This window comes from Myroides sp. N17-2 (assembly GCF_002286775.1).
Lineage (GTDB): Bacteria > Bacteroidota > Bacteroidia > Flavobacteriales > Flavobacteriaceae > Flavobacterium.
In genome coordinates, this window is sequence record NZ_NSGJ01000008.1 from 43,094 (window position 1) to 69,022 (window position 25,929).

The following is a 25,929-nucleotide window of genomic DNA, read 5'->3' on the forward strand; positions in this document are numbered from 1 at the left end:
AGTGGATTATCTCAATACATACAATATTATGTCAGCAAATTTAGTAGTGTCTACAATGGCAGAGATGATGGCAAGAGGAGAACAACCAGAAGTACTTTTTTGGGTTGGTTGTGCAGGAAGTTTTGACGATAGAGCAAAAAAGATTACAAAAGCATTCGTAAAGATATTAAATAAAGCTAATGTGTCATTCGCTGTACTTGGTACAGAAGAAGGATGTACTGGTGATCCAGCAAAAAGAGCTGGTAATGAGTTTGCTTTTCAAATGGCAGCTATGATGAATATCCAAGTATTAGATGGATATGAAATAAAGAAGATAGTAACGGCATGCCCTCACTGTTTTAATACAATCAAAAATGAATACCCTGATTTAGGAGGAAAATATGAAGTAGTTCACCATACACAATTTCTAAAATCTTTACTTGATGAAGGAAGATTAACGATAGAAGGTGGACAATTCAAAGGAAAGAGAATTACTTTCCACGATCCATGTTATTTAGGGAGAGCTAACCAAGTGTATGAAGCACCTCGTCAACTAATCGAGAAGTTAGATGCTGAGTTAGTGGAAATGAAGCGTTCTAAACAGAATGGATTATGTTGTGGAGCTGGTGGAGCACAGCTTTTTAAAGAGCCAGAACACGGAACGAAAGAAGTACACGTAGAACGTACTGAAGAAGCTATAGATACAAATGCAGAGATTATCGCTGCAGGATGTCCATTCTGTAACACAATGCTTACAGATGGAGTTAAGTTTAAAGATAAAGAAACCTCAGTGAAAGTATTAGACGTAGCTGAGTTAATCGCTAACGCAGAAGATTTATAATATTATGTACAAACCATTTGAAGAGATGCCTGATCATTCGAGAGTTTGGATTTACCAATCTAATCGTAAATTCTCAGATGAAGAGGTTCAAGATATAGATAAAGACTTAGCGGCATTCGTAGCTGAGTGGGCAGCACATGCTACGCCTTTAGAAGCTTCTTATAAGATATTCTATAATCGTTTTATCGTTTTAGCAGTAGATCAAGAAGTTCATCCTGCTTCAGGATGCTCTATCGATGCATCTGTACGCGTGATACAAGACCTTGAGCAGAAGTATAGTGTAGATTTATTAGATAAGATGAATGTAACCTATAAAACAGGTGAATTTATCGCTTTTAAAACTTTAATTGAATTTAAAAGCCTTGTAAAATCAAAAGCAGTTTCTGCTAATACGATTGTATTCAATAATTTAGTTAATAATTTAGGAGAATTTAGAGAATTTTGGGAGGTTCCGGCAGAGGAAAGTTGGCATTCACGCTTTTTTAAATAGAATCTAATAATTATATTTACGATATCAAAATCATCATCAAATAGACTTTTGGTGATGATTTTTTTTTGACTTAAAAAAGAACTGATGAAAAGACTGACTGTAATACTACTTTTAGTAGCGTCTAGTGCTTTCGGACAAGCGAAAGTGAATACTACTAGACAAACGCAATGGGTAGATAGTGTATATAATAAATTAAGTGTAGAAGAAAGAATAGGTCAGCTCTTTATGATCGCTGCTTATTCAAATAAGAACGAAGCGCATGTGCAGAGTTTGGAGAAACTTGTGCAAGAACAACATGTGGGAGGTTTGATCTTCTTTCAAGGAGGACCAGTGAAGCAAGCTAATATGACTAATCGTTTACAAGCTCTTAGTCGTATACCTATGTTAGTAGGGATCGATGGTGAATGGGGATTGAGTATGCGTTTAGAAGATACCTATCGCTTTCCCTTTAATATGACTTTAGGAGCTGTTCAAGATCTTGACTTAATTGAGAAAGTGGGGGTGGCTATGGCTATGCAAACAAAGCGTTTAGGTATGCAGTTTAACTTTGGACCTGTATTAGATATTAATATCAACCCTAAAAACCCTATTATTGGTGTTCGTTCATTTGGTGAGACTAGAGAGATAGTTACAGATAGAGCAGCAGCATTTACAAAAGGATATCAAAGTCAAAATATCTTTGCGACAGGGAAACACTTCCCAGGACATGGTGATACATCAACTGATTCTCACCATAAGTTGCCTGTTATTGATTTTGATAAGACACGATTAAATAAAGTTGAGTTATATCCTTATAAGAAGTTATTTGATGAAGGATTGTCAAGTGTAATGATTGCTCATTTAAACTTGCCGGCGATTGAGCCTGATCCTAATGTGCCAAGTTCACTTTCATATAATGTAGTGACTAAACTATTAAAGGAGGAGTTAGGATTTGAAGGATTAGTTTTTACAGATGCTTTAAATATGAAAGCAGCTTCTAACTTTCTTAAACCAGGTGAGGTAGATTTAGCCGCTTTTAAGGCAGGTAACGATTTATTGTTATTTTCAGAGGATGTTCCTACTGCTTTAGCGAAGATATTAGAAGCTTATAATCTAGGAGATATTACAGAGGAGCGTTTAGCCCATTCTGTAAAGAAAGTATTGGCTTATAAGTATAAGTCAGGAATGAATAAATTCACTCCGATCGAAGTGAATAAATTAGTAGAAGATTTAAATGCGCCTATATATGATGATTTAAATCAACAACTTTACCAAGAGGCAATAACGATTGTTAAAAATGATGATAAACTTATTCCTTTTAAACATTTAGAGAAACAAAAGATAGCCTATGTAAAAATAGGTGATGATGATGGACGTGGGTTTTTAGATATGATGCGTAACTATGCAGATGTTACAGAATTAAACATTATAAAACCCGATAGTTTAGGCGATCTTTCAGGATTTAGTACTATCGTTGTAGGATATCATAAAGTAGATAACCCTTGGCGTAAGCATGATATGTCTGATAGTGAGAAAGCTTTAGTACGCAACCTATCTAGTAAAAATAAAACGGTACTAGTGTCTTTTGCTAAACCTTATGCACTATCTAGTGTTCCTACTAACAATGTTAACGCTGTAGTAGTTGGTTATCAAAATAATAAGTTTGCTCAAGATGCAGCTGTACAGATTCTTTTTGGAGCGATAGGTGCAAAAGGAAAGTTACCAGTATCTATCAGTAATCAATTCACAGTGGATACAGGGATTACAACTAAAGCGATTGACCGTTTAGGTTTTTCTACAGCAGCTAATGAGGGAATGGATCCTAAGGTTTTAGCTAGGATAGATGGTATCGCTCAGAGTGCTATTGATAAGAAATATACACCGGGAATTCAAATAGTGGTAGCTAGACATGGTAAGGTAGTTTATCAAAAAGCTTTTGGATACCATACTTATGATAAAGCAACTGCAGTACAAAATACTGATATATACGACTTAGCTTCTCTGACAAAGATATTAGGAACTCTACCAGTATTGGTTAAGATGTATGATGAACACAAGGTTAAGATGGATTCTAAACTTGGAACTTTAGTTCCTGCAATGAAGCATACAGATAAAGAAGATATTACGTTTAAAGATTTATTGACGCACCAGTCTGGTTTAGTAGCGTGGATTCCTTTCTACAAAAGAACATTGGCAGAGAATAATCGTCCTGATCCTAGTTTATATAGTTATTTTTATACACCAGAGTATCCTACGCAAGTGTCAGAAAACCTTTATATTAAAAAGGGGTATACTAATGAGATGCTTAAGCAAATAGGAGAGTCAACATTGAGTTCTAAAAAAGACTATAAGTATAGTGATTTAGGATTTATTATGATGAAAGAGTTTGTAGAGAGTAAGTATCATAAACCTCTAGACCAAGTAGTAGATAGTGAGTTTTACAGCAAGATGGGAGCTTGGCGCTTGACTTATTTGCCATTGCGTAAGTTTGATATTAATGTGATTCCACCTACCGAAGAAGATAATTATTATCGTTATACTACAGTTCAAGGATATGTACATGATATGGGAGCAGCTATGCAAGGCGGAGTAGCAGGTCACGCTGGGCTATTTGGTTCTGCTTTAGATGTTGCTAAGATGATGCAACTATATTTAAACAAAGGAGAATATGGTGGTGAGCGTTTCTTCTCTACGAGTACTTTTGATGCGTTTAATGAATGTGTTTACTGTGCTAAAGGAAGTAGAAGAGGTGTTGGTTTTGATAAACCACAAAAACCAGGTGCTGCTGGACCTACTTGTGGATGTGCTTCAATGTCAAGTTTTGGACACACAGGATTCACAGGAACAATGGCTTGGGCAGATCCAGAGAAAGATTTAGTATATGTATTCTTGTCTAATCGTACTTATCCAGATAGTAATGTAAATAATCTATCTAAGGCAAATACTAGAGAAGATATTCAGAAAGTGATTTACGAGTCGATTAAAGACTAATCAAATAAGAATGGAGCACAGCTTAGGCTGTGCTTTTTTTATGGCTTAAAATGGACGAGTTATTGCCTATTTGCTTATTGGAGATTGTTTATAGTGGGTTCTACGACTACAAAATCCTTGCACTATTCGTGAGGAATTCCTTAGGTATTGCTAGAAAAAGGGCTTTTTTGTCGAAGGATTGTTCTCGTATTCTTCTACTGTCGGGCTTGGAGTTAGAGCAGAGTTAGTTTTAAGTTAAAGGTGTTAATTCTGACAATCAAATGGTTTCCTTATTTTCCTTTGTAAGTAGTCGTTTATAAGAATGTTGTTCTAGGTGAAGGCTACTGTTAATTAGACTCTTTAAAAATAAATACGTATTTCTTTGGTTTTTATTAACAATGCCAATACTTTTGCTATTTATAACAAATTTAAATAATGAGACCGTATAAGAAAGTATTTTTATGTTTCTTGTTACTTGTTTTCCCTTGTGTAATAAGTGCTCAAGGAACTTTAAATAAAGTTCAAGGAATCGTTCTAGATTCACAAAAGACACCGATAATAGGTGTATCTGTAACCATTAAAGGAAGTACAGTAGGGGTTCAAACTGATTTAGATGGTAAGTTTGAATTGCAGTACTCTGCTGGACAGCATACTATATTATTTAGTTATGTTGGTTTTGCTGAGGAGAGCCGAAGCGTACAGTTTAATGCTAGTCCTAAATCTTTAAGTATTACTATGCAGGAGGATTCATCTGTCTTAGATGATGTGGTGGTAAGTGTGAAGGGTAAAGTGGATGCATTAAAAGAGCAAGCCTTTACTGTTAGTGCTGTGGATATGCAGAAGATGGCGAATAGTACTTTTGACTTAAACCAGATACTTAATAAAAGTAGCGGAATTAAGGTTAGACAACAAGGAGGTGTAGGATCAGATTACAACTTCTCAGTTAATGGTATGTCAGGTAAGTCTGTAAAGTTCTTTATAGATGGTGTTCCTTTAGAGATGTTAGGAAAAGGTGTAGATATGAATACGCTACCTATTAATATGGCTAAGCGTGTGGAGATTTATAAAGGTGTGGTACCTGTACACTTAAGTACGGATGCTATGGGAGGTGCTGTTGATATTATCACTAACGGAAGCTCTAAAGATTATTTAGATGCCAGTTATACTACAGGTTCGTTTAATACACATAAAGTGAATCTAAACGGTCAGCTTAAGGATCAAAAGACAGGTATTGTAATGAGGTTAAATACGTTCTATAATTATTCTGATAATGATTATAAGATGCGTGATATGAAGATCTATAACGCTACTGCTGGTAAGTATGAGTATAGAGATGTGAAGCGCTTTAATGATCAATACAAATCAATGTTCGTGATGACCGAATTCGGTATTGAAGATAAGTCTTGGGCTGATATGTTATTTGTAGGGTTATCACATTCTCTTTTTGACAAACAAATTCAAACAGGTTCTAATCAAGAGGTTGTTTATGGTGGAGTAAAGCAAAAAGGTGATGCGAATAACTACTTCTTAAAGTACAAGAAGAAAGACTTAATGAATGGTCGATTTGATATTAATTACTACTTAGGATATTCTAAAAGCCTTGACAAAGGGACTGATACCTTGATGCGCAAGTATAGTTGGGATGGTAGTTACTTACCTTCATCTGCTAGTGAATTAGGTGGATTATCATTAACTAGACAACATACAGAACGCGTATTCTCTCAGTTGACTACGGAGTATCGAATTAATGATTTTCATAAGTTTAATCTAAATTATATGTTAGATTATAACAAGAACACTACTTACAATGCGGTGTATGAAAGTAAAGAAACGACTCCTCCAGCTAAGATGGCAAAGCAAATATTCTCGTTTAACTACCAACAGGATTGGTTTGATAAGCGTTGGACTAATTTGTTCTTTGGGAAATACTATATGGTTGATTTGCAAAAAACAATATGGAATGCATGGACTAAAACTGGTACATCTGTAAAAAATCAAACTGGTAACTGGGGATATGGTGTAGCTTCTACTTTTAAGATAACGAATGAGTGGGGTGTTAAAGCATCTTTCGAGAAAGCGTATCGATTATTAGAGACACAAGAGATATTCGGTGATGGTATATCTATTACAAGTAATATGAATTTACTACCGGAGAATAGTAATAATTATAATTTAGGGACGTATTATAGTCAGAGTTTTGGAGATCACTTTATGCGTGTGGATGTGGCAGGTTATATTAGAGATACGAAAGATTACATCTACACTGTTCCTAACTTATATAGTAGTACTTTTAAATATGAGAACTTGTCTAATATCTTTACTAAAGGGGTAGAAGGGGAGTTTAATTATAAGTATAAGAATATCGTGAATGTAATGGCTAACATTACTTATAATTATGCGTATGATAATACACAGTATGCTAATAAGAGCGATAATGTAGAGTCAGCTACGTATAAAAAAGAAGTACCTAACCAACCTTGGTTATACGGAAATATAGATGTGAGTGTAGGACAGGATGATTTGTTTCAGAAAGACTCTCGTATCGAAGTGTCTTGGGGAGTTAGTATGACAGAGTGGTTCTATAAAAACTGGCAAGCGTATGGAAACAAACGCAATATACCAACTATCCCTCGTCAGACGCTACACGATGTAGGTGTTAGTTACTCTATGGCAAAAGGAAAGTATAACTTTGCTTTAAACTGTACTAATGTTGGCGACGCTCTTGCTTATGACAATTTTAAGTTACAAAAACAAGGTAGAGCCTTTTATTTCAAATTCAGATATTCTTTAAAATAGACATTACAGATGAAACATAAAATATATTCAATCGTCTCTGCTTTATTACTTGTATTAACAGCAGTAGGATGTAGTAAAGAACCTTCGTCAAGTGGAGGATTTGAAGGAGAAGAGACCTATAAGTACTTTTTATTATCTGCACTAGGTAGCTGGCCTAATACTGTACATTATATGACGGGTACTAATGATGTTACTCAAGGAATAATCGACTTAAATAGAGAAGGGGATGAGATTAACTCTAAAGGTACCTATGCCTATATTGTAAAGAATGGGTATATCTATAACTATAAGACTGATCAGGGGGTATTTAAGAAAATGAAGTACACAAAGGATAAGTTAGTGACCGAATTAGAAGTGCCTTTTACCTATATTAATGATGTTTCTTCTTTTACGTGGGTTGATAGTAAGACTTTATTGGTATTGGGATTACCAAATGATTCTGCACAAATTCGTTACGCTGTATTTGATACCACGACATTAAAAGTTATTAAGCAAGGAGTAATAGAGGGATTAGAAACGTTCCCTCAAGGTTATAACCATTATGACATCGGAGCAATAGCTTATATGGACGGAGTGGTGTATATGCAATATGGGTTTAGAGATGATAAATGGCTTACTCCGAAGTTTCATAATTTTGCTACAGTAGCGTATAGCGACTTTAAGGTAATTAAGACTGATAAAGACACACGTAGCCTAGGTATAGGAAGTGGTTCCCCTTATTTTAAAAACTCATTTATTAAAGATAACGCTACGTTTTATTACACTTGCTATCCACGTCCTGAGACAGGTCAAAATGATATATATTTATTTAGAGCGAAGACAGGTGAACAAACTTCAGATCAATCCTATAGTATGAATTTATCTCAAGTATTAGGTGGTATAAGACCAGAGACTGCTTTAGATTATATAGGAGATAATAAGATGATAATTTCTTATAGAGATACTTCTAAAGGCGGAAGTTATAATGCGCGTTATGCTATTATTGATTTAGAAACTAAACGTGTCGTTAGAACATTGACAGAACTACCATTAGACGAACCTTATGAGTTAGGGTTCTTTACGGATGATAATAAAGCTTATATAGCGATTAATAGTGCTGAAGGGGGTAACTATGTTTGGATCTATGATCTGAAGACAGATAAGGTAACTAAAGGGATGTCTATTCCAGATAAGATATCAGGTTTTGCAAGATTTGATAAGTTTTATGACAAATAATACCTCAAAAATGCAACTACCATTTACTGCTAATTAATTCTACTTTACATAGCTTTAATTAGCTCTAAAACCACACTACAGTGTGCTTTAATCTAATCTTGCTCTGTTTTGTACAATTCATTCTCGTTTAAACGTTATCTGCGGATTTAAGGTAATAATAATTTTTTTGTATGGTGATTAGGCATAGGTGTTATATCTATGCCTTTTCTAATAGTATCAAATGGATTTTATACTTTTTCTAGATTTAATTAGAAATATTTATATATTTGATATACTACAGTCTATATTAATGAAAGTTTGCTAATAGATACTCTTATGAATGAGAATATTATTAAAGAGATTATAAACAAAGTACTTAAGTCAATGCAACTTGTACTTACTCTAGCTTATTTAATGGCTATAGGGATAGGAATGCTGTTTAATAATCAGAAGTATGATGCCTTTGGTATTAATATTTTTGATTATGCTTCTATCTTTGATTTTTTGATAGCCCCTTTTGCTGATTTTAAAATTATAGCTTTTACATTTCTGACGATACTAATAACATATTCGCTATTTAAAGTTGATTTATATTGGCAAGAGAAGTTTCCACTTAGTTATAGTAAATCTACTTTTAATCTAGAGCGTTACTCTTGGTATAAAAAGGTAAAAGGGATTATGTATTTTGTTGTTTTTGTATGGTATCTCATTATGGCATCTTATTATTATGGAAAAGTGTCTTATAAACATACATTGATGCAACAATCCATTAAAATAGAATATATAGGAGGAGAAATACTTGAAGGAATATTAATAGGTAAAACGAGTGATATGCTTTTCTTATATGTTGATAACGATGTAAAAGCTGTGCCTATTTCGGCAAACTTAAAAACAATACAAGTTAAGTAAACCTTAAATCTGCAACTACCATTTACTACTAATAAATTCAACTTTACATAGCTTCAATTAGCTCTAAAACCACACTACAGTGTGCTTTAATCACTAATTTTGCTCTGTTTTGTATAATTCATTCTCTTTTAAATGTTATCTGCAGATTTAAGGTAAAACAATAAAGGCTGTCGATTGACAGCCTTATTTATTGATATATAATATACGTTATTTCTTAGCGACGTTGTCTAAGAATAGTTTTTTCACCTTAGCTACATCATAGCTTTTACCTGATTCTAGATCACCAGAAGCGATAACGTTAGTTGTTTTTCCTTGTCCGTTGATTACGATAAAGAAAGGGTATCCTAACTTCTGTCCTTCAGGAGCATATTTTTCAAAAGCCTTAGCATTCTTATTTTTAGCTGTATAGTTTAAGTGATAGTATACGAAGTTCTTATCTACTATCGTTTTGATGTCTTTATCTTTCTGTACGAAGTCGTTAAAACGAAGACACCAGATACACCAGTTTCCTCCAGCTTGTACGAATACGTTCTTACCTTCTTTTTTGGCTTGAGCGATAAGTTTAGTCAGTTTAGCATCAGCATCTTCTAGCTCATCGTATGGCTTAGGTAGTGCTTCTTTCTCTTGTTGAACGGCTTCTTTTACAGCTGTTTTTTCTACTTTGTTACCTGTTTTAGGTAAAGCGAAAGTTAGTGTTGCTGTAAATAATAAGGCTGATAGAATTAGTTTCTTCATAAAATTCAAGTTTATCTATTTGTTGTTTTGTAGTCAAATAATGGCGAAATGTAATAAAAAATAATAAGATATTGTATATATAGAACTACATTTACCATAAAGATGGTATGCCTTATGCTAAATGTGTTTTTTAAACGTTTCGATTTATTCTCTGAACTAGAGATCTCTTCTATAGTTGCTTTATTTGAAAAGCGTACTATAGGTAAAACAGATTATTTGGTAAGAGAAGGAGAGAATTGTGAAGAGATAGCATTTATAGAGTCAGGAGTTTTTAGATCCTTTTATACTAGTGAATCAGGAGAGGAGCTAACCTATTGTTTTCGCTTTCCAGACGATTTGATAGGAGCATATTCTGCATTTATAACAGGTGGCAAAAGTATTGAGAGTATTCAGGCGATAGTTCCTACTGTCGTATGGACTATCAAGAAGAAAGATCTAGATGCTTTAGCGAATACACTTCCACAGTGGAACACCTTTTTAAAAATAATAGCAGAGCAGCAGTATCTAGAGTTAGAACAGCGTGTTATACAGTTTCAGCGTACTACAGCTCAGGAGCGTTATAGAAATCTGCTACTTAATCATCCTACTTTTATTCAGTACATCCCTTTACAGTATCTAGCTTCTTATCTAGGGATCACACAGCGTCACCTTAGCCGTATTAGGAAGGAGATTACTTTTTAGACATTTGTCCAGTATTTGAGGGGAGGTGGTAGAGTAGTTTTGTCTGCAAATAAAATAGTGTAAGACAATGAAGAAAATAACCATAATCAATGGACATCCTAATCAAGAATCACTGTGCTTCGGCATCGTAGAGGCATATAAAAAGGGAGCTCAGTCTAATGGGGCTGAGGTGAGAGAAATCACATTAGCGAAGATGAGCTTTAACGCAAACTTACAATATGGCTATCAGAAGCGCATAGAGCTAGAACCGGATCTATTAAAAGCGATAGAAGATATCAAATGGGCAGATCATCTCGTATGGGTGCATCCCGTGTGGTGGGGCGGTGTACCTGCGTTACTTAAAGGATTTATAGATAGAACTTTCTTACCCAGTATTATGTATCAGTACAGAGAAAATAGTATGTTATGGGACAAACTGCTGAAAGGAAAGACCGCACATATTATCACTACTTTAGATCAGCCAGGATGGTATTATCGCCTGATGTATGGAAGACCTAGTGTGAATCAACTAAAGAAATCAACACTACAGTTCTGTGGGGTATCTCCTGTCAAAGTCACGTATATGGGGATTATCAGAAACTCTACAGATGTACAAAGAGCCAAATGGATAACTAAAGCAGAGCATTTAGGTGCTCAATTAAGTTAGTTATCATAATCTGTACTTTGTCCTATTTTATCTCCCATAAGAGTAAGAAGAAATAATTTGAACGCTATTAGTTTTGTATTGTCAAAATAATAGCGTTTTTTTATGTACTACAACGTTATTATTCAATTTTAAAAAAAGACAAGAACAATGGAAGAGTTTATAGACTTTGACAATTTAAAGCGCCCTGTGTTAGTACAGTTTTATGCGGATTGGTGCTCACCGTGTAAGACATTATCAGGAATAATAGACCATATAGAGGCGGATATAGAAGCTGAAGTAGATTTGATAAGAGCAGATATAGATCAAGCTAAAGAGCTAAAAGAAGAGTTCTTTGTTCGTTCTGTACCTACGATGATTTTATTAAATAAGCAGGGAGATATTTATTGGCGTCAAACAGGTGTGGTTTCTCCTGAAGAGATAATGAAGCACGTGTGGAATGTAGATAAGGAATAGTTTAAATAATTAGAATAATGAATAACGTTGTATTATTAGTGGAGTATGCTTTATTACTAGGTATTGGAGCGACTATATTTATGGATGTGTATGCAGTAGTGATTAAGAAGCTATTTAATATCCCTTCTTTAGACTATGCCTTGTTAGGTAGATGGATAGGTTCATTTCCTAAAGGAGTGTTTAGTCACCCAAATATTATGCAAGCTACCCCTGTGAAGAATGAGCGAGCATTAGGTTGGTTAGCGCATTATACGATTGGTGCAAGTTTTGCTTTTGTATTATTGTTAATTTGGGGGATAGAGTGGCTTTCTGCGCCTACTTTATTGCCTGCCTTAATCATAGGAGTAGGGACTACAGTGTTTCCTTACTTTATGATGCAACCTGCTTTTGGCTTTGGGATAGCAGGATCTAAGACACCCAAACCGAGTACAGTAAGAATAAAAAGTCTTATGACACATACTATATATGGTATCGGACTATATGTAGCAGGAGTAGTCATATCAGTGATAATAGGATAGAAGATAGCAGATGAGTCAAGAGAACAAAGAGATTAAGGATTTAGAGACGATACAGGATTTTAAGAATCACTTCTTAGTATCTGACGACAGTAGTTGTGAAGAATGCAGTACACTCCGTTATAAGGATGGGGCAGGGTATATGGAAGTCTTCTCTTTAGCGGATTTAAAGCAGAGAGGTGACTTGTTTTTAGGAAGCCGTACACGCAAGCGTTTTTACAGTATGGTACTTGTGACTAAAGGCTCAGTGACAGAGACTATAGGGCATAAAGAGTACAAGTTCGGAGAGCAGATGATGTACTTCGTATCAGATAATCAGTTGCATCAAATTAAAGCGTGGACAGAAGATCTAGAGGGGATTATGTGTCTATTTGATTCAGATTACTTCTTATTGTGTATTAAGCATCAGATAAAGCTAAATAGCATTCAATTCTTTCAGATGGATAAGGCACCTTATATAGCGCTTGGAGAAAGAGAGGTAGAGATGATGAGTCACCTATTTTGGAAGCTAAACCAAGAGCAGTGCCAAAAGGAAACCTTCAATGATGATTTATTAGTGAGAATGTTCTTGAACATCATCCTTATTGAAGCGGAGCGTATTTACAACAAACAAGCTACAGCAACTCCCTTTGTATTATCTAGACAAGAACAGTTAGTAGCGAAATATCAACTCTTAGTGACTCAACGTGCGATAGAGTTAAAGCAAGTGTCTCAGTATGCGGAACTGCTCAATGTACACCCTCATTATCTTAATGATCTAGTAAAAGAAGTATCTAGTCAACCTGCTAGTTATTTTATCCATAAATACTTGATAGAAGAATCTAAGAGTAGATTGATACAGACTAATGCTACGGTATCTCAAATCGCTTTAGACTTGAACTTTGCGGAAGAGTCATACTTCGGACGATTCTTTAAGAAGAAGACAGGGCTGACTCCTATGCAGTATAGAAAACAACATAAGCAACATTAATGTTTGTGACTCTTTATAAAATAAAAACAGAGACCACTTGGTCTCTGTTTTTTTGTATGTAATATATTGTATTTATTAGTGTCCTGCACCAGCAATAATCTTACCAGCTCCTTTTTTAATCAATAATAGAATAAACGGAATACAAATAAGAAATAGCACTCCTAAGAACATAAATACGTCCATATAGGTTAGTACAGCCGCCTGCTTCGTCACTCCTAAGTCAAGCAGTGTATATGCTTTTTGTAATGCTTCATCTGTAGTAAATCCCTTTGCCATAAAGCTCTGTTGTAAGGTAGCTACACGAGTCTGCACTTCATATGAAGCCGTGTCTAGATGACTTACTAACCCAAGTCTGTGGTTAACTGTCCATCTAGAGATAAACGTCGTGATTAAGGCGATACCAAATGATCCTCCTAACTGACGCATCATACCTGTAAAGGCTGCTCCTTCACCGATCTCTCTATTTCTCAAGTTAGATAACGACAGTGTCGTAATAGGTACAAATAACAGACCTAATCCCACTCCTCGGACTACTAGTGGCCAGAAGAAATGCTCTGCTCCTGTATCAGGTGTAAGTACATTACGCGCCCAGAAACTGTATAAAAAGAACACTAAGAATCCCGCTGATACTAAGTATTTAGGTGGTACTCCTTTTTGTAACATCCTAGCGATAAACGGCATCATAAATGCGGTCATTAATGAACTAGGTACTAATAGCATCCCTGCATCTGTAGCTGTCCATCCTAAAATAGACTGTGTATAGATCGGAATAATAAAAGTAGAACCATATAGTCCAAATCCTAAGATAAAGGACAGCACAGTACCTATGGCTAAATTAGAATCCTTAAGTACACGTAAGTTCACAATCGGTTTAGCACAGGTGAGCTCTCTCCAAACAAAGAAGAAGAACCCCAATACTGACGATATAGATAAGGTCAGGATAGTTGTGTTCTCAAACCAGTCATCTTGTTGCCCGTGTTCTAATACATACTGTAGAGAACCTACTGCTATGGCTAATAATATAATTCCTAAGAAGTCTATCTCATTTAGTTTGCTCTTCTCAGCGTATTTAGGACTTCTAACATATAATATCGCTAATGTAGTTGCGATAATTCCCAAAGGGACATTGATGTAAAAGATAAATGGCCAAGAATAATTGTCTATAATATATCCACCTAATGGCGGACCTAATGTAGGCCCTACGATTACCCCCATACCGTAAATTGCCTGTGCAACACCTCTTTTCTCTACGGGATAACTCTCCGTAATAATAGTCTGAGAAGTTACTAATAAAGCTCCTCCTCCTAGACCTTGTATAAAACGAAAAAGTATAATCTCCCACAGGGTAGTAGAGTATCCACATAAGAACGAAGCTACGGTAAAGATGATGATGGAAGCTGCAAAGTAATTACGTCTTCCAAATTGTTGTGAGAGCCAGCTAGTCATCGGCACTACGATTACATTGGCTATAGCATAGGCTGTTACTACCCACGCAATATCAGTTAGTGAAACACCGATACTACCTTTCATATCATTCATGGCCACATTGACAATAGTAGTATCTACAATCTCAAGTAACGCACAAAGAATAGCTGTAACTGTAATGATTATTCGACGATAACCATGCTCTACTAAGCTTTCTTCATTCATGGTTTATCGCCCGCTTTTAATGTTTACATCGATATCTACGTTCATCCCTGCCTTAACATGTACTAGCATTTCATCCTTAGGATTAGTGAATAGTATCTTTACAGGTACACGTTGAACTGTTTTTACGAAGTTACCTGATGCATTATCAGGAGGTAGTAACGCGAACTTAGCACCTGTAGCAGGAGACATAGAGTTGATTGTTCCTTCGAACTCGTGTTTAGGGAATGCGTCTACCTTAATCATTACAGATTGTCCTTCGCGCATATACTGCATCTGTGTTTCTTTAAAGTTAGCGACTACCCAAATATTTCCTTTTTGTACAGTATTAAACAGACCTTGACCAGGCTGTATAAGTTGCCCATTTTGCAAGTTTATTTTAGATACTTGTCCATCTTCTTTAGCTGTAATCACAGTATAAGAAAGGTAAAGTTCAGCATTGTCTAGATTTGCTTTCGCTTGATCTACCATTGCTTTCGCAGCGTCTATTTGAGAGGTAGTAGCTACAGCTTGTGACTTGCTAATATTTACTTGTTGAGCGACAGCATTAGCTTGTTTCTCTATTGCTTTTAATTGCTCTTGTAATACGATTACTTGCTTCTCAGCTATTTCTTTAGCCGCTAGCGCTTGCTCATATTGTTGTTTCGTGATAGATTGACTAGCATATAGTTTATTATAACGCTCATAGTCATTCTTCGCTCTCCACAGTTGTGTTTTGGCAGCATCTATATTTGCTCTAGCAGTAGATACATTTGCTAATGCTGAGGTAGCACCCGCTTGAGAAGAGAGTACAGTAGACTCACTTGTGTTCTGTCCTGCTTCAGCTACTTTCACCTGACTTAGAGCCGCTTGATAATTCGCTTTTGCTTGCTCTACTTTGATGACATATTCTGTGTTATCTAAAGTGATAAGTGTATCTCCTTTTTTGACAGCTTGGTTGTCTTGAACATAGATATTTTTAATATATCCAGGTATTTTAGAGATAATAGGAGTGATCTTAGTTTCTACCTGAGCATCATCAGTTGTCTCGTGAGATCTAGAGTGAATGTATTTATTTACACCATATCCCCCCCCTACAAGTACGATAACTGCTAGAGCAGCAATAAACTTCTTGTTAAGCGGTTTTTTATATTCGTTATTAGTCGTAGTATCCATATTATTTCTCGATGTATTCTGTTAGGTTCCCTGTTTTATATGCGTATTGGTATAATGAGAGTGTTTGATCAGCCTCACCTACCACACTATTTATTTGCGCTTGTAGTTGTTGTACATCAGCTTCTAATAACTGATCTGTATCTGCTAAGCCATTGTCATACTTATCTTTTACGATACGGTAGTTCTCATTAGCTTGTGTAAGCGCAGTACTTAGTACACTATTTTTCTGTACAGTAAGGTCATAATTATTATACGCCTCTTGTAGTTCTACATTAGCGTGGTCCTCAGTGATCTGCAATTGATATTCAGCTTCTTGTTTTTTAGCTTTGGCAATGTTTACTTCCGTTCTATTTTTGAAGATAGAAGTTAAGTCGTATTTCACACCTAATCCGATCATCGTAGCATTCGTCATTTCCATAACTTTATCTAAGCGAAACGCCATATATCCACCTGTTAAGGCAATAGAAGGGTAATAGTTAGCACGATTAAGTTGAATATTTCGTTGTGCTAATTCTACACTTTTACTTGCGTATTGAACATCTTTTCGATCAGTTATACCACTTTCTGTATCGGGTAATACATTAATCGTTTTGATTGGTTGGATAACTATTGTTTCTTTTAATGGTAACTCTAATAAAGAGTTTAAACGCATATTGATATTTTTGAAAGCCGTCTGTGTTTCTTGAAGTGATAATTGCACATTAGCTTCTTGTAGTTGTACTCTTAAAAAATCATTTCGCGCAATAAGACCATTGTCTAAGAAGTTTTGCATATCCTTAGTACGTTGTACAGCGCGTTTGTGGTTTTCTTTTAAGATTTCAATAGAACGTTGTGTTTTATAAAGAGCAAAGTACAGGTTGATTGTTTCCCATACGGTGTTCTCTGTTGTTGCTTCTGACCCTAGTTGTGTCATTTCATAAGCTTGTTGACTTTGCTTTACAGCGTTTCTAATTTTGAAACCACTGAATAAAGGCATAGTTGCAGTTGCTTGTGTCATTGCCATATACTCAGGACTTATCGCTGCAGGAGAGTGTGATGGATCTGATGCGGGGATTGGCACTTTGACATCGACATTGGCTCCGCTAAATAAGTGAAGGTAAGTACCTGATAGTTCCACATTGGGGTAGTACAGGTTTTTTGCACTGTTGACCTGTAATCGAGAGGCTTCTTTTACAGCAGACGCTTTTTTGATTTCTTTGCTGTTTTGCAAACTAAGACCTATAGCTTGGTCTAGAGTAAGTATTTTTTTATCAGGCTCCTGAGCCCATAAACTAAAAGCAAAGAACGTAGTAAGTAAGAGGTAATTACTTCTGTTCATTGTAGATTAAAATTGATTGAAAGGATTGTATTAAATAAGGATATATATGTTGTTTGACATGCAAACTATATTCTTCGTGATTATCGATATTCCAATATTGCGTTAATGTGCGCTCGTGGTGTATTAGGTAGCTAATAATGCCTAAAGCAAAAATGACAAAGGTGATCGGATCAGGTGTAGCTTTAAATAATCCTGTGCTATGCCCTTCTTGAATAAACCCATTGATGATCTCTAATATCTCTAGTTGTAAGGTAGTCATAGCATCACAGATCTCAGGGACACGCTCTTTTTTTGATAGTTGGCCCATTAGAATAATATGGAAGTCAGCATTCTGTAGCTGCACATTCATCATGTGCTCTACGAAAGCTAGCAGTTTATCCATAGGGTTTAACTGTGTATCTTTAGTCAGATCAGTTAACTTTTCTCTCGTACGAGTAAGCCTCACTTCAAACAAAGCGGCAACCATCGCACTCTTAGATCCAAAATAATAATTAACCATCGCGACATTAATACCTGCTGCTTTAGAAATATCTCGTATGCTAGTTCCATCTATCCCTTTCTGAGAGAATAGTTCTTCTGCTACTACTAGTATTTCCTTCTGTTTATCACTTAATGCCATTATGCGTCTTTTTATTTGAGAGGGCAAATTTAAACAAACGTTTAATTGGTTTTTACATTTTATTCAATTATTTTTAGTTAAAATGGTTTTAATGTATTTATTTAAGCATATCATTGTGTTTAATGTAATTGTTAACTTTTTGATTTACTGTAAATTAGAAGTGTAGGGTATATCTTGTTCGGTTTGAAATTATTTTTCACAATAGTTTTAAAACAGCAGCAAGAAATGGATTGTAGGAATTGATGAGATTATATTTCTTTGTATACTTGTATAACCTAATGAATGATATGGAAGTAAATAAACAATATGAAACAGCAAGAGAAGCGATAGCCTATATCGTGGCTAATCACTATCGACAGCCTAGTCTATCTGAGATAGCAAGTGCTGTAGGGTTGAGTGATTCTCATTTCCAACGTTTATTTACAGAGTGGGTAGGTAGTAGCCCGAAGCAATTTTTGAGGTATGTCACGCTGAATTACGCTAAATATGTTATCAAAGCGAAGTTAGAAAACACCCTGTTTGACGTAGCAGATGAGGTGGGACTGAGTAGCAGTAGCAGGTTACACGATATGTTTGTATCTATAGAAGGGATGACTCCGAACGAGTATGTTAATGGGGGAGCTACTTTAGTGATTAGCTATAGTTATTGGGATACCTTGTTTGGTAAGATGGTTGTCGCCTCTACTGCGAAGGGGATATGTCATATCGCATTCGTGGTAGATGAGAATGATGGATTAGATCGAGTACGTAAAGACTTTAAGAATGCTACTTTAATAGAAGAACCGAAGGAGATGCATCAGGCAGTTATCGCTATATTAAACAGACAAGGTGATTTACCCCAAGTCAAACTTCACTTAAAGGGAACACCATTCCAATTAAAAGTTTGGGAGGCGTTGTTACAGATTCCTGAGGGAAGACTGAGTACTTATGGATTATTAGCTGAGCAGTTAGAAAACCCTGGAGCTAGTAGGGCAGTGGGTACGGCCATAGGTAAAAATCCAATTGCCGTATTAATTCCCTGTCACAGAGTGATACAGCAGACGGGACTATTAGGTGGATATATGTGGGGACCTGAGAAGAAGAGACTTATCGTGAGTTGGGAACTAACTAAGGCTCAAGACTAAAGTATTCGCTAGTTTAACGATTAAAATATAATATAGAAGAGTGTCCATAGTGGATGCTCTTTTTTATTCGGAGACAAGTGAATAAGGGGTGAAAGCAGGATTATAAGGAATAATAGTACAGTTATAGTAGGATAAAGTTGATTTTATAACAGATGTTATTGTGTTATTAGAGTGGTCGCATAGTGGTCACATACTGGTCGCATAGTTTTGGCTCTTTTTCATGCGACCACTATACGATCAAACTGCTATCATTATTTTATCATTGGCAAACTGATTAAAATAGATTAACCAAAAGTTGTACTTATTATGCTCTCCATAAATACATTAAGGCGAGACTTATCTAGTCTCGCCTTAATGCAATGAAATTAGTGACACCTATTGTTGATTAATGGTTAATGAACTCCAATAAGAAGCTCCTAATAATACTGCTGCCACTACTATAAAACCTAATGAGCTAATAGGTTCTCCCATTGATAAGTGCGCTACTGCTGCAGATATAAGGTTAATGGTAAATCCTGCATAGGCAAATCCTCTTATCTTTGATGATAAGAATGGAAGTAAGATAACGATGGCACCTAAAGCTTTGGCTATGGCTAACTCTATTCTGAAGTAATCAGGAAAACCTAGGTATACGAACGCTTCTTTCATCTCTGGTGATGCGATATAGTTATAAGCGCTAAATAACATAAAAAGAGAAAATAAAGAAGTGGATACCCAAAAGGTAATTTTTGTTGTTTTCATTGTATAATATTTTTAGCAAAGGTCAAACTTATGATTTCGTGCTTACCTATTACTTCCTAAAAGGGAACTACTTTCCTGTAGGATACTACTGTTGAAAGAATTACTTTTATGGTACCTAAAAAGAAATAGAGATGAAGGATAAAACTCCGCTAAATAAGTCTTCCCAATGCCAAACGAGGATAGTCGCAATAAAGGATACAATGAGTTTACTCTCTGGAAAATGGAAGGTGTATATCATCGGAACGCTCTTATATGGAGGGAAGATGCGATATATGGATCTGATGCGTGAAGTAGAGGGAATAGGTACTAAGATGCTGTCTAAAGAACTTCAGGACTTAGAGGCAAATCACCTAATTAGCCGTACTGTGGTAAATACGAAACCCATCACAGTGGAGTATGAATTAACGGAATATGGCAAGACCTTAGAACCCGTTATCAATGAGATTATGGCGTGGGGACAGCATTATCGAAAAACAGTTTTTAATAGTGATAATACACAAGAGTAATTATTTTATCATTTTCTTATAGGTATCCGTATTTTGTATCTAAAAACAGTGTAAATTTAGTATGTATATTGAACAGCTAATAAAGTAAACTATGGGTTACAGTTTATCAGGCATTGTCATTGGTAAAACATATAAGAATTCTCTTGATCTATTTAAAAAACAGATCGGTTTAGAATTAGAATTGGTGAAAGAGATTTCATTCGAAGAAGCGACTTCGGGTAATACCGAGCACGGATACTGTGATGTATGCTTTACAGATCAGGGAACAGTAGTATTTATAGAAGAGAATCTATGTGAGGAGATGTATCTGATTAAGGATGCTAAGGTGATGACCTTTGTGTTATCAGATACGATGAAGATGTCTAGAATTATGTATAGCGATGGGGCAGGTCATAAGCGTGTGTTGATCACTACTAATGACGAAGAGATAGTTAGTGAGGGTACTCCTCTAGCGATAGAAAAAGAAGGTAAAGAAGTGTCTGAATTGATTTGGGATACGCTGACCGATATTATGCAGGAAGACTTCGAACAATTAGAAGAAAGTGCTAATTGTTATAGATATAAGCTAAGTATTACAGAAGTTGATAAGTCTACAGTACGTCAGGCAGTCATAAAAGGCAGAAGCGAATATTGTCACCTTATCTTAGAACCTAGTGAGCGATTAGTGTTTACACACGATGGTAATATCACGTATAAAAAAGCAATTGTGTTAGGACAAGAGGACGGATTCCTGAAGTGGATGAAGTTTATTGTTGTGATTATGATAGCATTATCAGTACTTACCTATGTCTATGTGAGTTGGTATTACGCTCTTATTCCACTGGCTATTATGGGGTATCTTATCTATAGTATATATACGAATAGTGACCTATCTAAGGCTAGTGTAATAGAGAAGAAAGACGTCATAGAAGTAGAATTTGTCAAACGTACGAATATCAATACTATAGGGTTTGATATTCGATTTAAGGATAGTATTGGCAAGCGAAAAGTAAGAAGATTCTTACTGCCTACTAAAGGGGATAATCAAGAGGACTTTTACCAAAAAGCGATTGAGATATTTAAGAGTAATGGCTATATAAAATAAATTAAACCCAGAATCCGCATTCGCCCTATACTACGAATAAATGCTACTTTACATCTCTTTCATTTCTTCTAAAACCATACTATTTGCCGAGCTACAGCTGGCTCTTCGTTTAAAATAGTCCACAGGACTATTTTACACTCAGCCCTTTCATAAATTCAGAGCTGTTTTGTATAATTCATTCTCGTTAATAGGTCTATCGCGTATTCCGGGTTAAAAAGGTATTCGTGAGAATACCTTTTTTAGTTTAAACTGTTCAGTTAAGCTTACTTCCACCAGTAGTAGTAGTTATGTCCACCGTCATATACGAATCCGCATCTAGGGTATAGTGTATTACCGATGTCGTTCGTCTTCTCTGTTTCTAACATCAGTCCACACGCATTCGTCTCGTCACACCACTGCTTCGCTCTGTCGATAATCGCCACTGATAGCCCTATACCTCTGTACTCTGGGTGTACGAATAGATCACTTAACAGCCATTGTTTCTCTAGTTTGATATAGTGAAACAGTTCGTATAACTGTACGAATCCTACTGCCTGTCCATCTACATACGCTAAGAAGATATGTGACTGATCATTTGATAAACGGTCTTTTAAGAATTGTTTTCCTTTCTCATAGTTAGATTCTTGTCTGTAGAATACGCGATACATATCGAATAACATCGCTGCGTCTTCTAAGTGTTCTAAAGTTGCTTTTACTAAAGTTGCCGTTGTGTTTTTAAGAGTTACTTGTAGTTTAGTTACCCCAGTGTTAGTTGTTGTCATAAGTACAATGTTTATTTAAAATATTGAGGCAAATGTCTAGCAAATTAGGTAGGGAAGAATAGACCAGTTTTTAAATAGTTAGGTAGTCCTGTGGGAAGGAGTAAATGTCTTTGTTTATAATGACTTATGGGGTTTGTATTCTCTATATCTCTACTTCAAGATGAAAAGATGTTTTTATATTTTATATTTAAGTAAATTAGCTAAAACAATTTCATAATGATTCTATTAAATAAGAGATGATTACACAAGAAGATATTTATACTTACATATTCAATGAAGATTGGAAAGAAATTCTCAATGTTCTTTATAATGAGAAAGATAAAATTAATACAGACGCTATGTTAGGACATGCTTCAAGAATATTTGAAGAGGTGTTTTTCAAAAAAGTAGAGTTTCATGATGTGGGAGATGACGAAATTACTAATCATTTAGATAGATTGTATTTACTTCATCATGGTAAATTTTATGTTTTAACTGATGAAAACTATAAGAAACTATCACTTGAATTGGCAAAACGGAAACCTCTAAATGAAGCTTATTCATATGCAAAAGACTTTCCGGAAAATGAATTTTGTAAAGGTATAATATCAGAATATAAAATACAGAAGCAAGGAGCAGAACAAAAAGCAAACAATAAAATTGCATTTATAAATATGAATTTGATTGAAATATACAATAGACTTTTTGAACTGATAAATAATCAATCGGATACTGCGACATATTTTTCAGGACCTAGATTTATAGATACTGTTAGAACGTTTTCTCCATATTTTCCTACATACTCTCAATTTATTGAACAAAGAAATAATGAAGGGAAAAGTACAAGTAGAAAGATTTTTTACTATGATATTTTGTTGAGTTTAGATGAAGACATCAGAATGAAGGTGATTAAAAGAGTTTTGGAGATTGTAAAACCATTTGAAGAAGCAAAGACAATTCAAATTGAGAATCTTATTAATAATAAACCAGAATTAAATGTTGTAAAGGAGGTGACAATAAAACAAGAAAATAATAATGATAGTCCAACTGTATTTATATCATATTCTTGGGATGACGAAGCTCATAAATTATGGGTATTAGATCTTTCAGAACGTCTAGTAAAAGATGGTGTTAATGTCATTTTAGATAGATACTATTTAACTCCTGGCACTAATCTTCAATACTTTGTTGAAAATAATTTAGATAAAGTCGATAGAATTATTGTCGTTTTTACACCTAATTATAAATTAAAGGCAGATAAACGAACAGGAGGGGTTGGATATGAATATTCAATTATGAATATCGAATTGTATAAAAATATATCTAGAAATAAAAGAATTATACCACTTTTAAGAAAGGGTGAGATGGAAGACAGTATTCCTACATTTATGCAACAGTTTATACATATTGATGTAAGAAACGATGAGAACTTTGAAAATAGTTATAATGATTTAATTAGAGAGATTTACAATGAACCAGAAATTGTGAAACCAGAGATTGGTCTTAAACCAACTTTTAGATAAATATTGTGGTGGTTTATAGATTTAAACTATAAGCGAATACCTTGTAGAATAACAACAATAATTATACAACAACTAACCAAAATAATATAACAACTCCGTGGGATGAGAGTATTACTTTTGACCCTAAGATTATGAAAAAACTATTCGTCATATTATTCGCATTATTGTACACAGGCTTGGCTTCAGGCTTCAGTACATATCAGCACATCTGCCAAGGATTAGTGCAGCAGACGAGTATGTCTAACTCTCAGACTAATGATTATAACTGTGGATTCTGTGCAAGAACAGGAAAGACAGTAAAGGAACCTAAGAAGTACTGCTGCGAAGAAAAAGTAGAAGTGGTAAAGGTGAAAGCTGAGGTACAGAGTAATTCATTTAAAATCTTAAAAATAAACTTCTTTGCAGATGCGATATTACACCGTTACTTCGGTGCTGTGTATGAGTTCGCAACTACTGTACAAGATAATTTTACTACTTATACTTACTATTTATACAAGGTTAAATCTATCCCTCTGTATATCAAGAATTGCGTTTATAGACTTTGATTAAATACAATGTTTAAACCGTGAATATGTGATAGCCAAATGCTGTAAGCTAATTTGTCTACTATTTATTCTAGGTTTTAATCTATGCCCATTAGTTATGATGTTGACTAGTAATGATACTTTAGAGTAACATTGGTTAGATTACATAATGGTTGATGGTTATAGATACTATATTTATTCACAGGATTCTGTTATAGTATTAGTTTTATTTACTGATCCATCCCCTTTATATACTGATGATTTAGACTATTAGATAGTCTTGTGAATCGCTGTGGTATATATATGGATAGGTAAGAATAGAACTCTATCAATGTAAAAGAATGAAGTGAATAAGTATACAAACAATATTGTATAATTAATCACATCTTTTCATATGAAAATTAATAGGATAGCACTGTTTGTCCTATTGGGTGCGACGTCTATGTCTTATGGACAAAAACTCACGTTAGACGCTGCATTAAAACAGGCTATAGAACGATACGACCTAATTAAGGTCAAAGAAGCAAGACTTCGTGCTTCTGAAGAAAATACTACCAACCAAAAAGGAAATTACTTTCCTGATTTAACATTCGGTGCCCAACAAAGTTACGGTACCATCAATGCGCAGAACGGTCCGATGTATGCATACGGAGGATTAGGATCTGCAGCTACCTCTATGCCCTTAGCAGAGCAGAGTTGGAATGCAGCTTTTGGTTCATTATATTTTGCTAATGTCAATTGGAATATCTTCTCTTTTGGTAAAACTAAAGAAGGGATAACTATGGCAAAGGCTCAACAGTCGGTTAATCTTAAGGATTTAGAACAAGAGATTTTCCAACAACAAGTAAAAGTAAGTGCTACGTACTTGAACCTATTAGCCTCTCAGCGTATTAAATATGTGCAACAAAAGAATTTGGAGCGCGCGAGAGTATTCCACGAAGTTACAGCTGCTAAGGCAAAGAGTGGCTTATTACCACAAGTAGATGAGCGATTAGCAATGGCTGAAGTGGCTAATGCGGAAGCATTACACATCAAATCGTATGATAAAGAGATAGAGTTTAATAAACACTTAGCGGTGTTATTAGATGAACAAACGAAGCTTTATACGTTAGATGATGTATTCGTATTAGACAAGCCTGCGCTATTAGAAGAGCCTACTAAATCAAGAGATCAACACCCTGTACTATTATGGCAAGAGAGCAAAATAGAGCAAAGCGAGTCTATGGAACGCTTAGTGACTAAAGGTAGTCTACCTACGCTGAATGCCTTCGGAGTACTACAAGGTAGAGGATCTGGGTTTGATTATAACTATGTGCAGGATAACAGTGCTTACTCTACAGCTTATGGTAAAGGGGTAGGTATCGATAGAGGGAACTACTTAATAGGGCTTCAATTGACTTGGAATATATCTAATTATTTTAGAACAACATATAAGCGTAAACAACAAGAATACATCACAAAGAGCTATGCGTATGAATTCGATCAAATGGATAAAGAATTGGCTAACCAAATCACTTTAACCAAAGAGAAGTATACTAACGCAGAGGCGATATGGACACAAAGCAAGATACAGTTAGAGGCTGCAGATGTGGCTTTCAAACAACAGAAAGCTTTATACGACAACGGATTGAGCAACTTAGTTGATTTTACTCAAGCGCTGTATACCCTACAACGTGCAGAGATAGACTACGAAATCGCTCAAAACAATGTGTGGCAATCGCTACTGTTACAAGCATCAGCTTATGGTGATATTCAATATTTGTTAAACGCTATTCCCCTAAAATAAGATA

The 25,929-nt window shown here is 35.2% G+C and carries 24 protein-coding genes; 17 read left to right on the plus strand and 7 right to left on the minus strand.

Annotated elements, in window-relative coordinates; translation table 11 throughout:
• Nucleotides 1-28 precede the first annotated feature (28 nt).
• The 6 genes from CF599_RS05420 to CF599_RS05445 all read left to right on the plus strand — a co-directional run bounded on the left by CF599_RS05420 (nt 29) and on the right by CF599_RS05445 (nt 9,158).
• The gene (locus CF599_RS05420; protein ID WP_121965030.1) at nt 29-820 is read left to right on the plus strand and encodes a (Fe-S)-binding protein; all 792 of its coding nucleotides are present in this window, start codon (nt 29-31) and stop codon (nt 818-820) included.
• 4 nt (nt 821-824) lie between these two features.
• On the plus strand, nt 825-1,310 hold the full coding sequence (locus tag CF599_RS05425) for an ABC transporter ATPase (protein ID WP_121965031.1): 486 nt from the start codon (nt 825-827) through the stop codon (nt 1,308-1,310).
• Nucleotides 1,311-1,394: 84 nt separating this feature from the next.
• On the plus strand, nt 1,395-4,280 hold the full coding sequence (locus CF599_RS05430) for a glycoside hydrolase family 3 N-terminal domain-containing protein (protein WP_121965032.1): 2,886 nt from the start codon (nt 1,395-1,397) through the stop codon (nt 4,278-4,280).
• A 414-nt stretch (nt 4,281-4,694) separates the two neighbouring features.
• Nucleotides 4,695-7,055 carry a TonB-dependent receptor gene (locus CF599_RS05435; RefSeq protein ID WP_121965033.1) on the plus strand — a complete coding sequence of 787 codons (2,361 nt, stop codon included), beginning with the start codon at nt 4,695-4,697 and terminating at the stop codon, nt 7,053-7,055.
• A 9-nt stretch (nt 7,056-7,064) separates the two neighbouring features.
• Nucleotides 7,065-8,270, plus strand: a complete 1,206-nt coding sequence (locus CF599_RS05440) for a YncE family protein (RefSeq protein ID WP_121965034.1) — start codon at nt 7,065-7,067, stop codon at nt 8,268-8,270.
• A gap of 315 nt (nt 8,271-8,585) precedes the next feature.
• Nucleotides 8,586-9,158, plus strand: a complete 573-nt coding sequence (locus CF599_RS05445; RefSeq protein WP_121965035.1) for a hypothetical protein — start codon at nt 8,586-8,588, stop codon at nt 9,156-9,158.
• 207 nt (nt 9,159-9,365) lie between these two features.
• Here the strand turns inward: CF599_RS05445 and CF599_RS05450 are convergent, their stop codons facing one another.
• Nucleotides 9,366-9,893, minus strand: coding sequence for a thioredoxin family protein (locus CF599_RS05450; RefSeq protein ID WP_121965036.1), 528 nt, complete (start codon nt 9,891-9,893; stop codon nt 9,366-9,368).
• 114 nt (nt 9,894-10,007) lie between these two features.
• Here CF599_RS05450 and CF599_RS05455 point away from each other — a divergent pair, with 114 nt between their 5' ends.
• From CF599_RS05455 to CF599_RS05475, 5 genes are all read left to right on the plus strand, one after another.
• Entirely contained in the window at nt 10,008-10,574 is a 567-nt protein-coding gene (locus CF599_RS05455) for a Crp/Fnr family transcriptional regulator (RefSeq protein WP_121965037.1), read from the plus strand.
• A gap of 67 nt (nt 10,575-10,641) precedes the next feature.
• Nucleotides 10,642-11,220 (plus strand): NAD(P)H-dependent oxidoreductase, encoded by a 579-nt coding sequence (locus CF599_RS05460; RefSeq protein ID WP_121965038.1) that lies wholly within the window; start codon nt 10,642-10,644, stop codon nt 11,218-11,220.
• A 147-nt stretch (nt 11,221-11,367) separates the two neighbouring features.
• The gene (locus CF599_RS05465; protein WP_121965039.1) at nt 11,368-11,673 is read left to right on the plus strand and encodes a co-chaperone YbbN; all 306 of its coding nucleotides are present in this window, start codon (nt 11,368-11,370) and stop codon (nt 11,671-11,673) included.
• Between the two features lie 17 nt (nt 11,674-11,690).
• The gene (locus CF599_RS05470) at nt 11,691-12,191 is read left to right on the plus strand and encodes a DUF2938 domain-containing protein (protein ID WP_121965040.1); all 501 of its coding nucleotides are present in this window, start codon (nt 11,691-11,693) and stop codon (nt 12,189-12,191) included.
• A 10-nt stretch (nt 12,192-12,201) separates the two neighbouring features.
• Complete coding sequence (locus CF599_RS05475; RefSeq protein ID WP_121965041.1) at nt 12,202-13,158, plus strand: helix-turn-helix domain-containing protein; 957 nt, start codon at nt 12,202-12,204, stop codon at nt 13,156-13,158.
• Between the two features lie 75 nt (nt 13,159-13,233).
• Here the strand turns inward: CF599_RS05475 and CF599_RS05480 are convergent, their stop codons facing one another.
• From CF599_RS05480 to CF599_RS05495, 4 genes are read right to left on the minus strand one after another with little or no spacing between them, the layout of a single operon-like run.
• Complete coding sequence (locus tag CF599_RS05480) at nt 13,234-14,808, minus strand: DHA2 family efflux MFS transporter permease subunit (protein WP_121965042.1); 1,575 nt, start codon at nt 14,806-14,808, stop codon at nt 13,234-13,236.
• 3 nt (nt 14,809-14,811) lie between these two features.
• Nucleotides 14,812-15,960 carry an HlyD family secretion protein gene (locus CF599_RS05485; RefSeq protein ID WP_121965043.1) on the minus strand — a complete coding sequence of 383 codons (1,149 nt, stop codon included), beginning with the start codon at nt 15,958-15,960 and terminating at the stop codon, nt 14,812-14,814.
• A gap of 1 nt (nt 15,961) precedes the next feature.
• Complete coding sequence (locus CF599_RS05490; protein WP_121965044.1) at nt 15,962-17,278, minus strand: TolC family protein; 1,317 nt, start codon at nt 17,276-17,278, stop codon at nt 15,962-15,964.
• Complete coding sequence (locus CF599_RS05495; protein WP_121965045.1) at nt 17,265-17,897, minus strand: TetR/AcrR family transcriptional regulator; 633 nt, start codon at nt 17,895-17,897, stop codon at nt 17,265-17,267. The genes CF599_RS05490 and CF599_RS05495 overlap by 14 nt, the downstream gene beginning before the upstream one ends.
• Before the next feature lie 287 nt (nt 17,898-18,184).
• Here CF599_RS05495 and CF599_RS05500 point away from each other — a divergent pair, with 287 nt between their 5' ends.
• Nucleotides 18,185-19,021: a bifunctional transcriptional activator/DNA repair enzyme AdaA gene (locus tag CF599_RS05500; protein WP_121965111.1), complete on the plus strand. Its 837-nt coding sequence runs from the start codon at nt 18,185-18,187 to the stop codon at nt 19,019-19,021.
• A 375-nt stretch (nt 19,022-19,396) separates the two neighbouring features.
• Here the strand turns inward: CF599_RS05500 and CF599_RS05505 are convergent, their stop codons facing one another.
• The gene (locus CF599_RS05505) at nt 19,397-19,762 is read right to left on the minus strand and encodes a DoxX family protein (protein ID WP_121965046.1); all 366 of its coding nucleotides are present in this window, start codon (nt 19,760-19,762) and stop codon (nt 19,397-19,399) included.
• A gap of 131 nt (nt 19,763-19,893) precedes the next feature.
• Here CF599_RS05505 and CF599_RS05510 point away from each other — a divergent pair, with 131 nt between their 5' ends.
• Nucleotides 19,894-20,268: a helix-turn-helix domain-containing protein gene (locus CF599_RS05510; RefSeq protein WP_121965047.1), complete on the plus strand. Its 375-nt coding sequence runs from the start codon at nt 19,894-19,896 to the stop codon at nt 20,266-20,268.
• A 91-nt stretch (nt 20,269-20,359) separates the two neighbouring features.
• Nucleotides 20,360-21,352 (plus strand): hypothetical protein, encoded by a 993-nt coding sequence (locus CF599_RS19790; RefSeq protein WP_254050242.1) that lies wholly within the window; start codon nt 20,360-20,362, stop codon nt 21,350-21,352.
• 263 nt (nt 21,353-21,615) lie between these two features.
• Here CF599_RS19790 and CF599_RS05520 read toward each other — a convergent pair whose 3' ends face one another.
• Nucleotides 21,616-22,113, minus strand: a complete 498-nt coding sequence (locus tag CF599_RS05520; protein WP_121965048.1) for a GNAT family N-acetyltransferase — start codon at nt 22,111-22,113, stop codon at nt 21,616-21,618.
• 236 nt (nt 22,114-22,349) lie between these two features.
• Here CF599_RS05520 and CF599_RS05525 point away from each other — a divergent pair, with 236 nt between their 5' ends.
• The 3 genes from CF599_RS05525 to CF599_RS05535 all read left to right on the plus strand — a co-directional run bounded on the left by CF599_RS05525 (nt 22,350) and on the right by CF599_RS05535 (nt 25,925).
• Nucleotides 22,350-23,615 (plus strand): toll/interleukin-1 receptor domain-containing protein, encoded by a 1,266-nt coding sequence (locus CF599_RS05525; protein WP_121965049.1) that lies wholly within the window; start codon nt 22,350-22,352, stop codon nt 23,613-23,615.
• A gap of 131 nt (nt 23,616-23,746) precedes the next feature.
• Entirely contained in the window at nt 23,747-24,160 is a 414-nt protein-coding gene (locus CF599_RS05530; RefSeq protein ID WP_121965050.1) for a hypothetical protein, read from the plus strand.
• Nucleotides 24,161-24,533: 373 nt separating this feature from the next.
• Nucleotides 24,534-25,925 (plus strand): TolC family protein, encoded by a 1,392-nt coding sequence (locus CF599_RS05535; RefSeq protein ID WP_121965051.1) that lies wholly within the window; start codon nt 24,534-24,536, stop codon nt 25,923-25,925.
• Nucleotides 25,926-25,929: the final 4 nt, after the last annotated feature.

What these genes read in the sequence shown, in the direction of transcription:
- CF599_RS05465 (WP_121965039.1), top strand. Translation starts at nt 11,368, where the DNA reads ATGGAAGAGTTTATAGACTTTGACAATTTAAAGCGCCCTGTGTTAGTA.
- CF599_RS05480 (WP_121965042.1), bottom strand. Translation starts at nt 14,808, where the DNA reads ATGAATGAAGAAAGCTTAGTAGAGCATGGTTATCGTCGAATAATCATT.
- CF599_RS05425 (WP_121965031.1), top strand. Translation starts at nt 825, where the DNA reads ATGTACAAACCATTTGAAGAGATGCCTGATCATTCGAGAGTTTGGATT.
- CF599_RS05520 (WP_121965048.1), bottom strand. Translation starts at nt 22,113, where the DNA reads ATGACAACAACTAACACTGGGGTAACTAAACTACAAGTAACTCTTAAA.
- CF599_RS05475 (WP_121965041.1), top strand. Translation starts at nt 12,202, where the DNA reads ATGAGTCAAGAGAACAAAGAGATTAAGGATTTAGAGACGATACAGGAT.
- CF599_RS05435 (WP_121965033.1), top strand. Translation starts at nt 4,695, where the DNA reads ATGAGACCGTATAAGAAAGTATTTTTATGTTTCTTGTTACTTGTTTTC.
- CF599_RS05430 (WP_121965032.1), top strand. Translation starts at nt 1,395, where the DNA reads ATGAAAAGACTGACTGTAATACTACTTTTAGTAGCGTCTAGTGCTTTC.
- CF599_RS05535 (WP_121965051.1), top strand. Translation starts at nt 24,534, where the DNA reads ATGAAAATTAATAGGATAGCACTGTTTGTCCTATTGGGTGCGACGTCT.
- CF599_RS05460 (WP_121965038.1), top strand. Translation starts at nt 10,642, where the DNA reads ATGAAGAAAATAACCATAATCAATGGACATCCTAATCAAGAATCACTG.
- CF599_RS05485 (WP_121965043.1), bottom strand. Translation starts at nt 15,960, where the DNA reads ATGGATACTACGACTAATAACGAATATAAAAAACCGCTTAACAAGAAG.
- CF599_RS05530 (WP_121965050.1), top strand. Translation starts at nt 23,747, where the DNA reads ATGAAAAAACTATTCGTCATATTATTCGCATTATTGTACACAGGCTTG.
- CF599_RS05510 (WP_121965047.1), top strand. Translation starts at nt 19,894, where the DNA reads ATGAAGGATAAAACTCCGCTAAATAAGTCTTCCCAATGCCAAACGAGG.
- CF599_RS05500 (WP_121965111.1), top strand. Translation starts at nt 18,185, where the DNA reads ATGGAAGTAAATAAACAATATGAAACAGCAAGAGAAGCGATAGCCTAT.
- CF599_RS05440 (WP_121965034.1), top strand. Translation starts at nt 7,065, where the DNA reads ATGAAACATAAAATATATTCAATCGTCTCTGCTTTATTACTTGTATTA.
- CF599_RS05505 (WP_121965046.1), bottom strand. Translation starts at nt 19,762, where the DNA reads ATGAAAACAACAAAAATTACCTTTTGGGTATCCACTTCTTTATTTTCT.
- CF599_RS05490 (WP_121965044.1), bottom strand. Translation starts at nt 17,278, where the DNA reads ATGAACAGAAGTAATTACCTCTTACTTACTACGTTCTTTGCTTTTAGT.
- CF599_RS05450 (WP_121965036.1), bottom strand. Translation starts at nt 9,893, where the DNA reads ATGAAGAAACTAATTCTATCAGCCTTATTATTTACAGCAACACTAACT.
- CF599_RS05495 (WP_121965045.1), bottom strand. Translation starts at nt 17,897, where the DNA reads ATGGCATTAAGTGATAAACAGAAGGAAATACTAGTAGTAGCAGAAGAA.
- CF599_RS19790 (WP_254050242.1), top strand. Translation starts at nt 20,360, where the DNA reads ATGGGTTACAGTTTATCAGGCATTGTCATTGGTAAAACATATAAGAAT.
- CF599_RS05470 (WP_121965040.1), top strand. Translation starts at nt 11,691, where the DNA reads ATGAATAACGTTGTATTATTAGTGGAGTATGCTTTATTACTAGGTATT.
- CF599_RS05455 (WP_121965037.1), top strand. Translation starts at nt 10,008, where the DNA reads ATGCTAAATGTGTTTTTTAAACGTTTCGATTTATTCTCTGAACTAGAG.
- CF599_RS05420 (WP_121965030.1), top strand. Translation starts at nt 29, where the DNA reads ATGTCAGCAAATTTAGTAGTGTCTACAATGGCAGAGATGATGGCAAGA.
- CF599_RS05525 (WP_121965049.1), top strand. Translation starts at nt 22,350, where the DNA reads ATGATTACACAAGAAGATATTTATACTTACATATTCAATGAAGATTGG.
- CF599_RS05445 (WP_121965035.1), top strand. Translation starts at nt 8,586, where the DNA reads ATGAATGAGAATATTATTAAAGAGATTATAAACAAAGTACTTAAGTCA.